We start from the raw sequence: 14,382 nt of genomic DNA on the forward strand, positions 1-14,382 counted from the left end.
GGCAATATTGACAAGTGAACTACCCGACGCTAACCCTAAACAGGTATAGCGAGGGTTTCTGACTTCACAGGGGAGTGCCTCAACTTAGACTTGCGTCCTCGCATTGGTCTTACCTCCCCTCCATCAGCAGCAGTCCCAGTCCCTGAGACCGATAGCATTCTGATGCCTTCTGCTCTGATATTGATTGCAGCATTGCCATCTCGATCGTGACGAGTTCCGCAGCTAGGACAAGTCCATTCACGGACATCTAACGGCATCTCGTCAACTTGATAGTGACAATTACAACAGAGTTTAGAACTGGGAAAGCATCTGTCAATCTCCACAAGCACTTTGCCTTCTTTGTCTAGCTTATATGCCACAAAATTAACAAATATTCCCCACCCTACATCAGATATTGCTTTAGCTAGTTTGTGGTTCCGCACCATGCCCTTAATATATAAACTTTCGACTACGATGACTTGGTTATCGTCAACCAGCTTTCTTGAAAGCTTATGTAAGTAGTCTTGACGGACATTACTAACTCGCTCGTGAACCCTAGCTACCAGTTTTCTGGCTTTATCCCTGGAGTTACTCCCCTTTTGTTTCCTGGCTAATTTGCCTTGCTTTCTTGCTAGATTTCGTTTATGTCTGGCTAAGTGCTTGGGGTTATTATATTTGGATGTTTTGACCCCATCATGCACAATAGCGAAATCCTTTAGACCCAAGTCAATTCCTGCTACTTTCCCCTCATTACTTGGTGATGGCTTGTCACCTTCTTGCTCACTCAACACCGAAGCATGATACCTTCCTGATGGAGTCATGCTGATGGTCACTGTTTTGATTGTCCCTATGATTGGTCGATGCAACTTAGCTTTGACAAGACCTACAGCTCCTGGGAATTTCAGGCAATTGCCAACAACTTCGACTTTCTGAGGGTATTGAATAGATTGGCGATTTTTCTTGCACTTGAATCTCGGATATTCAGCTCTACCTTCAAAAAAGTTCTTATAAGCAGTTACCAAATTGAGAGTTGTAGTTTGAAGTACCTGAGAATAACATTCAGACAGCCATTCAGTCTCTTTGTCCTTTTTGAGTTTTGGGAGGCGCTTATTCAATGCGTTCCTTGTCAAACCTTTTCCCGTTGCTTTGTAAGTATCAATGCACATATTAAGTGCATAATTCCACCACCAACGAGCGCAACCAAAGTGTTGTAGCAATATCTCTTGTTGTTCAGTTGTTGGATAGAGCCTGACTTTAACTGCTTGATATTGCATTGATCTTACCTCCGGTTATCATAATATGTTATTACTGATAACACGTCAAGAAGTTGGCTAATTTTACCCAGGTTGAGCGGATCTAATTAGCTTGGGGGAGTCCATGTATCCCGACGTTGACATTTCATTTAGAACGCGGGACTTATTAAAATAATTGGGTCGCGCCAACCCGCCGGGAAATGGCGAAATGTTTTTGGAGGCTTTCTCAAATCTCCGTTACAAAAACAACTTGTGACTTGTGACTTCGTTAACACTCCCCTAAACCCCTACAATAGTTAATTTTTTACCGAAAAATTGGGTTTAAAGCCTCCCCCTGTTAGGGGGACGCATGTGTTATACTTATACAAGTGGCAAAGGTATTCAACCACTCTAAAAACCTAGCTACTAATCGTAGCAAACTAGCACCTTGAAAACTAAAGTTATGGGGCGCATGCACAGTAATGCTTGTGCTTAGGAATTGCTTTAAGCACCAAGTACCAGAGAACCAAAGTCTTTTAAGGTTTGAAATGTACCGTAGGGCATACGGGAACAGGCTCTTGATAGCGCAGCTCCTCTGAAAGAGGCAATAGAGCAAACGCGCAGGCGTGAGAACCATCTCTGGCTGAGGTATCGCTTGCGTATCTGATTTAAGTGGACTCATTGTTGGCATAGCCTTGCGGAGCGCAAACCAAGAATCCTGGTTTCAGGAGAATCTCCGTGCCTTTAGGCCGGAGAGTATGTCAACTTGTAATAATCAGCCTTTGTGGGTGGGGCTACATATATAGCCACTAAACTCAACAACTTAATCACTATAGCGATTTACCGGTTGAGCCAATGGTTAAGTTATGTTTCACCCTTGTGCCTCTATTTCTACTTTTGATGAATTATCATCAATGACTGAAGTTAATGATGGTACAGGCATATTTTTCATTTCCCATACTTTAATTAGTATGAGATATTCGTAGAAAGCTTGCAAGGTACACCAAGCCAATCCTGCTTGGCCATCAAGAAATCCTTTCAGAAAAATATACATATATATGAAGCGAATTACTGGCCTAAAGGGTAAACGTAAGGAAAAATCTTTGAGGGCACGTCTTCTGTCTACTTCTGAAGCTCCAAAAAATAGATTTTTCCAAGATATGTTTCCTGTTTCTAGTTGTTTAACTGTTTCTGCTGCTTCATCTGTAGAATAGCGATTGTGCTTTTCTATCCACCGAGAAATTCCTTTGCTGCAGGTATAGTGGGGATAAGTTTCTTGCAAAAAACTTGTTGGACCTTCACAAACTTCTCTTTCTGTGTGACCATAATCGCTAAACCATACTTTGTCTTTACGAAATAGGCGCATCTGGTAGCGAGGATATTGTGTGCTGTGGCGAATCCAAGTTCCCATAAATAAAACCCGCTCCGCAACATAATACCCAATATATTCTTGACTTTTTATTACTTCTAGGCATTCGTTGAATAATTCCGGGGTCATTCGTTCATCTGCTTCTAGGATATAGACCCATTCGTATTTTGTAGTAACTTCTTGTAGCATCCATGTTCGTTGTTTTCCATGGCTTTCAAATTTATGTGGAACTATTCGTACATCATAAGATTTTGCTATCTCTACAGTCTGATCGCTACTTAAGGAGTCTATTATTATTATGTCATCTGACAACATTGCTGACTCAATACAAGCCGCGATATCTATCTCTTCGTTATAAGTCAGTATATAAATTGAGAACATTCGGTAAATTTTAGTAACTGCTCTTTATTATCAAGCTCGTAAATGTGGATCTGAAATTACTATATTCTAAAGATAGGGCATTGAGCATTGCGATCGAGAATAAACTTAAATTATTACTGGTAAAAATTAGCTCTTACTGCCCTGCCTAATTATTTAAAGTTTTTATCTCTAAAATACTGTAAATACTGTGAGACATTATTGTGGGATCAATTAACTATCTAGCGGGATTTTGGCGACGCCCTTTACCTTTAATAATTCCCATATTTTTTAAACCTGTCCAACCAATCATAATGTAGCCTATTGCTAAAAGTAAACTGCTTAAACCTGTTCTGAGACTTGATTTAAAAGAATTTGTGTTAGCTTGTTCTTCTAATTCTTGCTTGCGAGTACGAATTCTAGTTAAAAGTTGAGTCGGTAATTGTTGTGCCTGACGATTGAGAAATTCATCTATAACTTGAGGATTGTCTTTTGATTGTTCTAACAAGCTTTTCACTTGAGCTGATAATTGTTCATTTTCTAATGCTTCATTCAGCCTAGTTTCATCTCCTAACAAAGTACTAAATTGATTCTTTAATTGACTTTGCCTTTGTTGTATCTGATTTTGAAATTCGCTAGTACTGACACGAGCTTCTAATTGTGTTTCAGCTTGACTTGCTTGCTGATTTATTCGTTCAATGGCCTCTGCCCGAGCTAGGCGAGTATTATTTAAATGTAGAGGAAATAGTAGCAGATATATTAGTCCTAATAAGCTCGCTAGTAAAAGTCCCCAAAATCTCAAATCTAATATAGAGGATGTGGAGTTATCTTGAAGGCCAGAATTACTGCTTACCCAATAGCCTGTAAATAATAAGGCCATCCCTACCATAGGAATAATTCCTCGATCAACTAACTGTGTCACTAGACCAATTTGCCATGCTCTACTACTTATATTGAAAGGAATTGACAATACTACAAAGTCAAGTAGAGAGGACAAAATCATAATTATCCCTACTATTGTAAGAGTCCTAGCAGCTATGGAGGAATATTGACGAATGTTTGTTGCTTTCATGGCATTTTACTAAGTTCTAAAATTGTCGTTCACTGGGTATAGCGGGTCTTAAATTCTGAGGATGCACTCTACTACATTAATAGCTAAAATATATTGTAGCTATTAATGTAGCTATCTGTCTTTACTATTATCGCAGAGTTTACAAAGAATCTATCAGAATTTCTCTATAACTACTATTTAGAAATTGATGGTACTGAGGTATATATTGTGTAATAATGGTTGATAAATAGGCCAAGTTACTACTATTCTTTACAAGACCCAATTTGGTTGCTTGACTAAGCTTATTTTAACAGTTTAATGTTTTGATATTCAAACCTATCATATTGACTTTTTTATACTAATGTTCAAATAAATTAGGTAAGATTTCGTATTAAGTTAAATAAAAATATCAAAAAAATTAATTGATTCAGTAATTGCTAAAAACTAGAAATAATGGTAAAAGTTACAATTAACACAAAGAAGACTAATGAAAATCACAAATATCATATTAAAAGTAGAAGGTTAATGTAAAAATAAAGAAATAGAAAAAGATATTATTCTAGTATAAATGGGTAAACAAGGAGAATGGAATCAGCAATGAACGATAACATTGAGAACAAGAAACAAATACTAATAGTAGATGATGAAGATAACTTAAGAATTCTATTAAAACGACATCTAGAATTACAAGGATATGAGGTAAAAGATGCAAATTCTGGTTTAGATGCACTATCAATATTAGAACAATTAAATCCGGATTTAATTGTTTCTGATATAATGATGCCGCAAATGGATGGTTTGGAGTTTTGTCAACGTTTACGCTCTAGTAACTTGGGTCAATTAGTACCATTTATATTTCTATCGAGTAAAGGAGAGTTAGAAGACCGAATTGTGGGTTTATCTATGGGAGCAGATGATTATATAAATAAGCCATTTGAAATGCGAGAATTGGTAGCAAAAATTGAGGCTCAATTAGACCGTTCCCGTCGAGTTCATCTAGAAATCAAAAAGCTGACTCAAAAGCATCTAACTCAAACAACAAAATCTCAGGAAGCTCCCGAACCACTACCTCTAACGCCAGCAGAAGAAAGAGTTTTTTGGGAAGTAGCTCAAGGTTTGACAAATAAACAGATCAGCGATCGCCTATTTATTAGTCCTCGAACTGTACAAACTCATTTGAGTAAAATAATGAGAAAGCTAAGTTTAGAAAATCGCTCCCAGTTGGTTCGTTATGCGTTTGAACATGGATATAAACCACCTACTGAAGAAAATGTCAATGAAGGTCAAGCTTAACGAAGTCAGAAGTCAGAAGTCAAAAGTCAGAAGTTATTTTTGTAACGGGGATTTGAGCAAGACTCCAAAAATATTTGGCCTTAAAAGGCGGGGTGGCGCGACCCAATTATTTTGATAAAAGATAAATATTAAAGAATGGACTCCCAAAAACTAATTTCTGGTTTGTATAGTTTAGTTGAACTAGAACAGACAATCAATTCTCAACCTACTTATTGGAGACCTTTAGTATTTACAAATGGATGCTTCGATCTACTTCATGCAGGACATATTCGCTATTTATGGGCGGCTAAATCTTTGGGACGCTCTCTGATAGTAGGGTTAAATAGCGATCGCTCGGTGCAAAAAATTAAGCCACAAACATCGGGATATCCTGTTAGGCCAATTATTCCCCAAGACCAACGGGCAGAAGTTTTAGTGGCTCTGAAACCAGTGGACGGAGTAGTAATGTTTGATGAAACGACTGCTACTCATCTTATAGAACGGCTAAAACCTGATATCTATGTTAAGGGTGGGGACTACTCGGTTGATACATTGCCAGAAGCACCAATAGTTATGGGATATGGTGGTAAAATTTCTTTAGTTCAAATAGAAGTTTCAAATTCCACTACTGCAATTATTAATCGTATTTTACAAAATAAATAGTTTTCAACAATTAATAATTAATAATTAACAATTACCTCTTCTTTTCAAGAAGAAGATTGACTAAAAGGAAATTTTTTTCTTTTCTTGGTCGATTGGATATGGTTAAGAAACCCATCCATCCCAGCCTACGGGAAGCTGCGAAGATCGACCGCTTTTTTCTCTTTTAAGGAAGAGACTTTAAACCTTAATTATTCGGTTAATTATCAATTAACTTCAAAAGCTGAAATACACAGTAATTTTATGGCAGAATCAAGAATTAATTCTACAACAAACGCTTCATTTAATATCGCTGAACTACAGTCTCAATTAGAATCTGGTTCTGAAAAAAAACAGTTACAGGTTATCCCTATTTTGGCACAAATAGGAAATGATGGTTGGCAAATATTAATGGAATTTTTACAAGGGCAAAAATTAGATTCACCTACTATAATTTCAGGAAAAATATACCAAGTGTTACGTCAAGTAGATTCATCGAAAGTTGATGAATTTATAAATAAAAATTTTCCTCTGGGAGTTGTACCGATAAAATCAGAATCTAATGTTGACTATAGTCATATACAGGTGAAACTTGCCCATCAAGATTTTTTAGAAGCTGATAAACTAACTATGCAAAAATTGTGTGAATTGGCAGGAGAGGCAGCTATACAAAGAAAATGGCTTTATTTTTCGGAAGTAGATAGTATTCCTATTCCAGATTTTCAGACTATTAATACTATGTGGTTGGTTTATTCAGAAGGTAAATTTGGGTATTCTGTACAGAGAGAAATGTGGTTAAGCGTAAATAAAAATTGGGATAAGTTGTTGCCAAAAATTGGCTGGAAAAATGGGAATAGTTGGACGAGATATCCAAATGAATTTACTTGGGATTTGAGTGCGCCAAAAGGCCATCTACCCCTATCCAATTTATTGCGTGGGGTGCGAATGTTTGCCTCTATATTATCTCATCCTGCTTGGTCTTAATCAGAATGGCGATCACCTTTAATTAGGGTTTGCTGAAAAGGTCTTTTTCAGGAGTAGGGAACCCACCCCTAACCCCTCCCAGGAGGGGAAGAAGGGAGTAGGTAGAGAGTAGTTATAAGGAACGGAGAATAGAATTTAATTAGGGGGTAGTTGGAACAATTGTTAGAGTGATTTTTATGCAATTATTATGTATGTCTTTTATCCTAACTTTTTGAGGGTTTTGGACTGAACACCTGGTACTTTTTTCGTAAGCATTTCCTGCGGAATACTACTCAAACAGCTTTTTAATGAATGAAGTAAAAATTCGTTTAACTTAGTACTACATTTTTCACCCATAAATTGAAACACAAGAAAGACTTGTTTTGAGTTTTTAACCTATACAATTCAAGCTAATAAAGCTGATAGTTGACGGCTGAATTATTACCTTTTTTTTTACCAAAAAAAGGCTTTAGTCAACCTCAGTCAATGGTTTGAGATTTAATCGGTAAGCCATAATTAAAGAGAGTGTATCTCATATTTGCAAAAATACTTTTTTCCTATATATTCATATTCCCTCCCGATTCATCCTCTATTCCCTGTTGTCTGTTGCCTAAAAGCGATAAATTTTTGGCTTTATTCAAAATTGAAATGTACCCATTAAATATGCTTTAAAAATGAGAGAATTTCAAATTCGCTTAATTAAAAACCAACAAGAAAAAGATGCAATGTATTATCAACGTTGGTTAGTATTAAGAGCACCAATAAATATGGAGATAGGAACAGAAAAAGATGAATATGAAGATAGTGCCTTACATATTATTGCTACTTGCAAACAAAAAATTATGGGGTCAGCTAGACTGCGGGAAATATCTAAAGAATTAGGAAGTATTGCATATCTTTGTGTTTTGCCTGAATTTCAATCTCAGGGAATAGGAACAGCTTTAACCAAAGAAATCATTGAAATTGCTAAGGAAAAACAACTAAAATATTTGAGAGTAATGACTCGTCTAAGTGCTTCTAAGTTCTATAAAAGAATAGGTTTTATCGAAACTGGCGAGCCATTTCAATTTTTAGGCATACCTCATCAATTTATGTACTTTAACTTGCTTTTTTGTGAGGATAATTTACAACCACTTTCTCAGTAATTTTCCGTTCAATTGTGAAACTAATATGGCTAACATAATACTTAATAAATTCATAACTATTAGTAGCATCGCAGGAACCTTTAAGTTGAATAGTTTTACTTTCATCTTTGACTAACCTACCTTCACAAGTGTATCTAGATCCATCAGGTTTAACTACAGCTAATTGAGTTTGAATTAACGTTCTATCAGAATTTATATCAATATCTAAAAAATTAATCTTACACTCAAACCATTCCCAACCATGACGGAACATAAGTTCCCTTTCCAACGCCTGAATACAAGTGGGTAAAATACCCCAACCTCTATATACACCACCTAATAATTTAATATTGCCCGTTCGTAGCAAAATAGACTTAAAAGATTCCCCATTGAGTAACCCATAATATCTACCATCAGGAAAATCAATCATAGTAGGTGCGAATCTATGGCCACCAAAGTGACTTGCTTTCCAAATCCTAGTATTTTTTAAACCCAATTCGGAAATAGTTTTTTTAGCTTGCATATAAAACGGATTACCATATTTAGCACAGCACTTATCATGGCTACCGTGAGTACAAACTAACATATCCCTAATTTGATTTTCTTGATTATTAATATCTAAATTATCCCCTGCTAAATATTTTTGAATAACAGGAGCTATTTTTTCAGGATAATCTACATCAAATTCATATTTTTTATAACCATTTATAAATGAACTTTGATCTTTTTCATAGATTAAAATTTTTCTATTATTTTGTCTTTGATTTTGATTTTGAGTAATTAGTAAAAATCTGACTGAAAGTTGAGATTTATTGACTTCTCTCATCAAAATCTCTAAGTTTTCCGGTAAATAACGAGAATCAGAAGCATTATACTCCCAAGGGTAAGGGCACTCTATCAACACATATATTGAATAGTTTGTACCACTTCCAATAATATCTTCATTTGCTTGTCGGCAAGCATCAGCACAAAAAAATGTATTCATGTTTAAACTCCTGGTTCTACAAAAATAACTCTTTCATTAACTAACTTCGATAACATTGGCATAATATCTATTTCCCAGTCATAATCTGGGAGCAAATTTATGATATCTTTTCCAGTAAATGTTTCTCGACTAAATAAATTTTCAATACACTTTTCTGACACTCCTTTAATAGATACTTCTTTACCAGAAACTAGAATTTTATATTCATCTTCTCCCTCAGCTATTTGAGAAATTTGTAAACGTTGAAATTGAGGTATTTTAAACTTAGTTTTCATGGAATTATCAAATATATGTATTCATGTTTAAACTCCTGGTTCTACAAAAATAACTCTTTCATTAACTAACTTCGAAAACATTGGCATAATATCTATTTCCCAATCATAATCTGGTAGTAAATTTATGACCTTTTTTCCAGTAAATGTTTCTCGACTAAATAAATTTTCAATAAACTTTTCTGGCACTCCTTATAATAGATACTTCTTTAGCGAATAATTAAGGTTTAAAGCCTCTCCTTGAAAAGAAGAGGTCATTATTAATTATCAATTATTGAACAGAAACTAGAATTTTATATTTATCTTCTCCCTCAGCTATTTGAGAAATTTGTAAACGTTGAAGTTGAGGTATTTTAAGCCTAGTTTCAATCCCATTATCAAATATATGTATTCATGTTTAAACTCCTGGTTCTACAAAAATAACTCTTTCATTAACTAACTTCGATAACATTGGCATAATATCTATTTCCCAGTCATAATCTGGGAGCAAATTTATGATATCTTTTCCAGTAAATGTTTCTCGACTAAATAAATTTTCAATACACTTTTCTGGCACTCCTTTAATAGATACTTCTTTACCAGAAACTAGAATTTTATATTCATCTTCTCCCTCGGCTATTTGAGAAATTTGTAAACGTTGAAATTGAGGTATTTTAAACTTAGTTTCAATACCATTCTCAAAAATATTAAATCCAGCTTGATAAGGCAAAGCATATTGATAGATAGGTTTTCCCAAACTATCTAAATAGCTATAATATTCTTCGCTAATATTATGATTATTTATATACTGTTCTAAGTCTTGAATTAAGGTTTCTACACTTAGATTAAAAGAATTATTATCTATTCTTAAAGGTAGACTTTCTCTCCACTCTTCTCTGTGTTGTAATTTACAGATTAACCATTCCAATAAATCAATACCTGTTTTACTGTGAATACCTAAAGTTAGATGAATAGATGGTTCCTCTTTTGTAACTGCGTAATGCCAATGTCCGCGAGGTATATAAAGTACATCTCCTGGATGCAAAATACAACTTAAATAAGCTTCTTCTTCTGGTGGTTCAAGAGAGGATGATTTCTGATTTGGCAATGGGTATTTTAAAGTGTCGGTGTAGACATACCATTGTTTGCTTCCTTCTACTTGCAGAATAAATACATCGTGAGTATCGTAGTGACGAGAAAAACCTTGTTTACTAGACCAGGAGCAGTAAGCATTGACCTGAGTAGGATATCCTAACTCATAACTAAGTTTTGAGGCCAACATTGAAACCTCTGGAATCCTTTGATGAATTTGGTCTATGATTAAGGTCCCACCTTTCTGACACCATTGGGTAAAATTTCTATTTTCTTTGGCCTCCAGAACTTTTCCATCAAATGCCACGCGCACATCGGGATATTCTATTTGATGAAAGTTCAATAGATGGTTGAGTTTGTCCCATGAAAAAAGGTCCGTAAAATCTTTCTGTCCTTTACTAGAAATGGCGATCGCTTTCTTTGTCCAGTTGTTTTCCAGAAACTCTTCTTGAGGTAATGGTTGTATTAAATATTTTAGGAATGACATAATCGAGAATTTTTCCTATTAATTTTTTAGAATAATCAATTTAAGAGGGATTTTTCTAGAATTCTTAACTTTCTTATATTACTAGACAGTGCAAAGTTCTTGAAATAACTATTGCTAGTTAAGGCTTTCAGCGATCTAAAGGTTAAAAACTCTTTATTGAGAGCTGTAAGTACTGTAAGGCTTTTACAGTAATACTTTCAGCCTTCAACGCAAATTGTTCTTGGGAAGAACTTTGTACTCTCCAGTTATATTAAAAGCTCCCTAAAATTGGTTTTGTATTATTTGATTGAGTTTAATCTAGTATAGTCTTTTCAGAATAAGAATGAAACACTTTTTCGTCTGAAACCCTTATGTGGCAAGAAAACATTGTCTGAATCTAAACTGAAATGACCATAAATGCTTCTTGGACTGTATCAAGAAATAAAAAAATATAATAAATGTAATTTTGAAAAAAAATATTCTCAATCTTTTTATTAAGGAGGGGTAAAGCTTTTACGGTTAACTCTGTTTAGTTGTCACCAGTTCAAGACTTACATGGCTAGTTAAAATAGGGAAAATAGGTAACTCTTAACAGCTCAACTAAACTTACTCAAACTTACTTAAAAACCTGAAAACTTAGTTGTTCGTCGTAGATCGACCACGACATGGTTAAACGGTAAACCCTTATATTCCTTGGTCAAAGAAATCAGGAATTACTTTTTTAATTATATTAAATGACCCATTTATCTCAGCATTTAATAATTTATTTTCCCTGGTTTTATACAACCCTCTTGTTACTCTTTTTCCACGAAATTAATGACTCAATGGATAGACAACTGAGCAAACTTACTCATTTTAGTTTTATACTTATGAGTAAGTTTGATGAACTTTAGAGAAGTTTTCGCTTTCTGTATTTATCCCCCTAAATATTCAAAACAAAAATTAAAAGACTTGAATACTTAACTATTAATGATGACGATCGCCACCATCTGCATCAAAATTACGGTCGCCACCATCTGCATCAAAATTACGGTCGCCACCATCTGCATCAAAGTTTAATCCAGATGCCGAGTTTTTTCCCTGTAACACAGGTATGTCTATGACTTCTATTTGAATCTTACTAGGCCGAGCTTGCTGAACATTAAAACTCTGTGACATACTTTAATCTTTCCTTATTTGTTCTGAATAACTCCCTATGAACTGGAGTTGAAAATCAGTATATATTAAACTCCTTGATTTATGCAATAGTTGAGAAAAATTTTTAATTATTTTTAAGCAACTGCTGGAGCTTGAAAGTTGCTTCAAAGAGCTGAAAAGTTCTATATATCTCAGATCAAGCTTTTGAGGTGAAACCTTTATCTGCTTAATGATGGCAGAAAATTAACAATACCTGGAAAAGAAATAATTATAACTAATACTAATAACTGAAGTAATATAAATTGAATAGCACCTCTATAAATCTCACCAGTAGTAACCTCTGGAGGTGCGACACCCCGTAGGTAAAATAGTGCAAAACCAAAGGGAGGCGTTAAAAAAGATGCTTGAAGATTAGCCCCCAATATTACACCGTACCAAACCAAATCAATTCCAAGCTGTTGAGCAACAGGTACAAATAAAGGTACAACAATAAAAGCAATCTCAAAAAAGTCGATAAAAAAACCAAGCAAAAAAACAATTGTCATACTGACAAATAAAAAACCTGTCGTTCCCCCAGGAAGATTAGAAAGTAAATCAAACATAAAGCGATCGCCCTCAACCCCTCGGAAAACCAAACTAAAAGCAGTCGATCCAAGAAGTATAAACATCACCATCGTAGTTGTCCTGAGAGTCACATCACATACCTTTCTCAAAGAAGTCCAACTAAATCGACCATTGGCCATAGCCAGAGCGATCGCCCCCACACATCCTACAGCTCCAGCTTCAGTCGGCGTAGCAATACCAAAAAATATACTACCCAAAACCAGTAAAATTAATAATAATGGTGGAATCATTACTGTTAGCACCCTAGCGCCCAAATCTTTACCTCCAAGACTGCGCACCTCTGCGGGTAAAGCAGGAGCCAAGTCTGGCCTAATAAAAGCAACAACCAGAATATGAAGAGCAAACGTTCCTGCCATTAGTAAACCAGGCAAAATAGAACCAATAAATAAATCGCCAACAGAAATTCCTAGTTGGTCTGCCAATACTACCAAAACTACACTAGGAGGTATGATTTGCCCCAAAGTTCCCGATGCAACAATAACACCCGTAGCCAATTCTTTATTATATCCATACCGCAACATAATAGGTAAAGAAATTAACCCCATTGCCACTACTGTAGCAGCAACCACACCAGTAGTAGCAGCTAAAAGAGCGCCCACAAGAACAACTGCTAGAGCTAAACCACCCCTGACTTTGCCAAATAATATCCCCATTGTTTCCAGGAGTTGTTCTGCAATACCTGACTTTTCCAACATTGCTCCCATAAAAATAAAGTAGGGTATAGCTAATAAAGTATAATTGGCCATAATACCAAAAATTCTTTGGGGCATTGCAGTTAGAAATATGGGGTCAAAAACATCTAAAGCAATACCTATTAATCCAAAAATTATTGCGACACCGCCCAGAGAAAAAGCTACAGGGTAACCAATAGACAGTAGCACCAGTGCTCCTGCAAACATTAATGGACCTAGCCATTCATATTCAATACTCAGATTCATAAAACTCCTTATCGCCTGGTAGTTGACCTGTAAAGACCGCAAAATTTTTAATTGCTTCAGAAATTCCTTGGAGAAACAACAATACAAAGCAAACTATAATCATTGTCTTAATTGGGTAACGAGGTAACCCACCAGGATCGGGAGAAGTTTCAAGAATAGCCCATGAATTTAAAACAGCTCCCCAAGAAACAAAAATAACAATAAGACTGAAGGGAATTAAAAATAATATCGTACCAATCAAGTTAGCTAGAGCTTTTCTTTTAGGACTCCAGCTAGTATAGAAAATGTCTACACGAACGTGTTCATTATGTTTGACACAATAAGCTCCACCAAGAAGAAAAATCAGGTCAAAAATATACCACTGAATTTCAATGAAAGCATTGGAAGTTAAGTTTTGACCAATGCTCCTGCCTAAATAGCGCCCAATGACATTCCAAACACCAACTAAGACCATCAGTAAGACTAACCAATAAGTGAGACGTCCAATTAATTCATTCAAACCATCAATCATCCGAGATAGACGTAGGAGTCTTTTCAATACGAGTCCTCCCATAGCATTGAACTTATAGTATGTTTTGGACATTTTATTTTGCCCCCAGACTTTAACTATATATTCTCAGAATACCTTGGTACAGCATACGGCCTTAAAAATTTACATCTCGTTCTCAAACTAGGGACATCTTCATTTTGAATTAGACTATTTTCATGGGGATTAATATTTTTTTGAGATTTTTTTCAACTCTTAAAAGCCTTGCTATACATAATACACAAGCAACTCCTCCCCACTAAAAATCAAAAATTTTGCTCAAAGGGGTTGACATACCAAAGTAGAGTTGCTAGATTAGTAAATGCGCAGGGAGAGAGGCAAACACCTCCAACCAACGCCAGAACCTAGAAAACTCA

Annotated in this window: 14 protein-coding genes; 4 read left to right on the forward strand and 10 right to left on the reverse strand. The window is 35.4% G+C overall.

The window, feature by feature from the left end; all coding sequences use genetic code 11:
• Positions 1–35: 35 nt before the first annotated feature.
• The 3 genes from F6K15_RS18285 to F6K15_RS18295 all read right to left on the reverse strand — a co-directional run bounded on the left by F6K15_RS18285 (position 36) and on the right by F6K15_RS18295 (position 4,009).
• A complete protein-coding gene (locus F6K15_RS18285; protein ID WP_293063022.1) occupies positions 36–1,253 on the reverse strand; it encodes an RNA-guided endonuclease TnpB family protein in 1,218 nt (405 codons plus the stop codon).
• A gap of 829 nt (positions 1,254–2,082) precedes the next feature.
• Positions 2,083–2,961: a glycosyltransferase family 2 protein gene (locus F6K15_RS18290; RefSeq protein WP_293063023.1), complete on the reverse strand. Its 879-nt coding sequence runs from the start codon at positions 2,959–2,961 to the stop codon at positions 2,083–2,085.
• A gap of 214 nt (positions 2,962–3,175) precedes the next feature.
• Positions 3,176–4,009 (reverse strand): HpsJ family protein, encoded by an 834-nt coding sequence (locus F6K15_RS18295; RefSeq protein WP_293063025.1) that lies wholly within the window; start codon positions 4,007–4,009, stop codon positions 3,176–3,178.
• A gap of 576 nt (positions 4,010–4,585) precedes the next feature.
• On the opposite strand from F6K15_RS18295, the gene F6K15_RS18300 reads away from it, so the two are divergent.
• The 4 genes from F6K15_RS18300 (at position 4,586) to F6K15_RS18315 (ending at position 8,007) form a co-directional block, all read left to right on the forward strand.
• Positions 4,586–5,281, forward strand: a complete 696-nt coding sequence (locus F6K15_RS18300) for a response regulator transcription factor (protein ID WP_293063027.1) — start codon at positions 4,586–4,588, stop codon at positions 5,279–5,281.
• A 135-nt stretch (positions 5,282–5,416) separates the two neighbouring features.
• Entirely contained in the window at positions 5,417–5,923 is a 507-nt protein-coding gene (gene rfaE2 / locus F6K15_RS18305; RefSeq protein ID WP_293063029.1) for a D-glycero-beta-D-manno-heptose 1-phosphate adenylyltransferase, read from the forward strand.
• Between the two features lie 240 nt (positions 5,924–6,163).
• Positions 6,164–6,883 carry a GUN4 domain-containing protein gene (locus F6K15_RS18310; RefSeq protein WP_293063030.1) on the forward strand — a complete coding sequence of 240 codons (720 nt, stop codon included), beginning with the start codon at positions 6,164–6,166 and terminating at the stop codon, positions 6,881–6,883.
• Positions 6,884–7,536: 653 nt separating this feature from the next.
• Positions 7,537–8,007 (forward strand): GNAT family N-acetyltransferase, encoded by a 471-nt coding sequence (locus F6K15_RS18315; RefSeq protein ID WP_293063031.1) that lies wholly within the window; start codon positions 7,537–7,539, stop codon positions 8,005–8,007.
• Here the strand turns inward: F6K15_RS18315 and F6K15_RS18320 are convergent.
• The 7 genes from F6K15_RS18320 to F6K15_RS18350 form a co-directional block, all read right to left on the reverse strand.
• Positions 7,961–8,971 carry a sucrase ferredoxin gene (locus F6K15_RS18320; RefSeq protein WP_293063032.1) on the reverse strand — a complete coding sequence of 337 codons (1,011 nt, stop codon included), beginning with the start codon at positions 8,969–8,971 and terminating at the stop codon, positions 7,961–7,963. The two genes, F6K15_RS18315 and F6K15_RS18320, sit on opposite strands and share 47 nt — an antisense overlap.
• A 2-nt stretch (positions 8,972–8,973) precedes the next feature.
• Complete coding sequence (locus F6K15_RS18325) at positions 8,974–9,246, reverse strand: hypothetical protein (RefSeq protein ID WP_293063033.1); 273 nt, start codon at positions 9,244–9,246, stop codon at positions 8,974–8,976.
• A 27-nt stretch (positions 9,247–9,273) separates the two neighbouring features.
• Positions 9,274–9,432: a hypothetical protein gene (locus tag F6K15_RS18330; RefSeq protein ID WP_293063034.1), complete on the reverse strand. Its 159-nt coding sequence runs from the start codon at positions 9,430–9,432 to the stop codon at positions 9,274–9,276.
• A gap of 208 nt (positions 9,433–9,640) precedes the next feature.
• Positions 9,641–10,801, reverse strand: a complete 1,161-nt coding sequence (locus F6K15_RS18335; protein ID WP_293063035.1) for a cupin domain-containing protein — start codon at positions 10,799–10,801, stop codon at positions 9,641–9,643.
• Positions 10,802–11,746: 945 nt separating this feature from the next.
• On the reverse strand, positions 11,747–11,938 hold the full coding sequence (locus F6K15_RS18340) for a hypothetical protein (RefSeq protein WP_293063036.1): 192 nt from the start codon (positions 11,936–11,938) through the stop codon (positions 11,747–11,749).
• Positions 11,939–12,135: 197 nt separating this feature from the next.
• Positions 12,136–13,479, reverse strand: a complete 1,344-nt coding sequence (locus F6K15_RS18345) for a TRAP transporter large permease subunit (protein WP_293063038.1) — start codon at positions 13,477–13,479, stop codon at positions 12,136–12,138.
• On the reverse strand, positions 13,463–14,017 hold the full coding sequence (locus tag F6K15_RS18350; protein WP_293063042.1) for a TRAP transporter small permease subunit: 555 nt from the start codon (positions 14,015–14,017) through the stop codon (positions 13,463–13,465). The genes F6K15_RS18345 and F6K15_RS18350 overlap by 17 nt, the downstream gene beginning before the upstream one ends.
• Positions 14,018–14,382: the final 365 nt, after the last annotated feature.

Source organism: Okeania sp. SIO2B3 (assembly GCF_010672525.1).
GTDB lineage: Bacteria > Cyanobacteriota > Cyanobacteriia > Cyanobacteriales > Microcoleaceae > Okeania.

What these genes read in the sequence shown, in the direction of transcription:
- rfaE2 (WP_293063029.1), top strand. Translation starts at nt 5,417, where the DNA reads ATGGACTCCCAAAAACTAATTTCTGGTTTGTATAGTTTAGTTGAACTA.
- F6K15_RS18320 (WP_293063032.1), bottom strand. Translation starts at nt 8,971, where the DNA reads ATGAATACATTTTTTTGTGCTGATGCTTGCCGACAAGCAAATGAAGAT.
- F6K15_RS18295 (WP_293063025.1), bottom strand. Translation starts at nt 4,009, where the DNA reads ATGAAAGCAACAAACATTCGTCAATATTCCTCCATAGCTGCTAGGACT.
- F6K15_RS18310 (WP_293063030.1), top strand. Translation starts at nt 6,164, where the DNA reads ATGGCAGAATCAAGAATTAATTCTACAACAAACGCTTCATTTAATATC.
- F6K15_RS18300 (WP_293063027.1), top strand. Translation starts at nt 4,586, where the DNA reads ATGAACGATAACATTGAGAACAAGAAACAAATACTAATAGTAGATGAT.
- F6K15_RS18290 (WP_293063023.1), bottom strand. Translation starts at nt 2,961, where the DNA reads ATGTTCTCAATTTATATACTGACTTATAACGAAGAGATAGATATCGCG.
- F6K15_RS18315 (WP_293063031.1), top strand. Translation starts at nt 7,537, where the DNA reads ATGAGAGAATTTCAAATTCGCTTAATTAAAAACCAACAAGAAAAAGAT.
- F6K15_RS18340 (WP_293063036.1), bottom strand. Translation starts at nt 11,938, where the DNA reads ATGTCACAGAGTTTTAATGTTCAGCAAGCTCGGCCTAGTAAGATTCAA.
- F6K15_RS18285 (WP_293063022.1), bottom strand. Translation starts at nt 1,253, where the DNA reads ATGCAATATCAAGCAGTTAAAGTCAGGCTCTATCCAACAACTGAACAA.
- F6K15_RS18325 (WP_293063033.1), bottom strand. Translation starts at nt 9,246, where the DNA reads ATGAAAACTAAGTTTAAAATACCTCAATTTCAACGTTTACAAATTTCT.
- F6K15_RS18345 (WP_293063038.1), bottom strand. Translation starts at nt 13,479, where the DNA reads ATGAATCTGAGTATTGAATATGAATGGCTAGGTCCATTAATGTTTGCA.
- F6K15_RS18335 (WP_293063035.1), bottom strand. Translation starts at nt 10,801, where the DNA reads ATGTCATTCCTAAAATATTTAATACAACCATTACCTCAAGAAGAGTTT.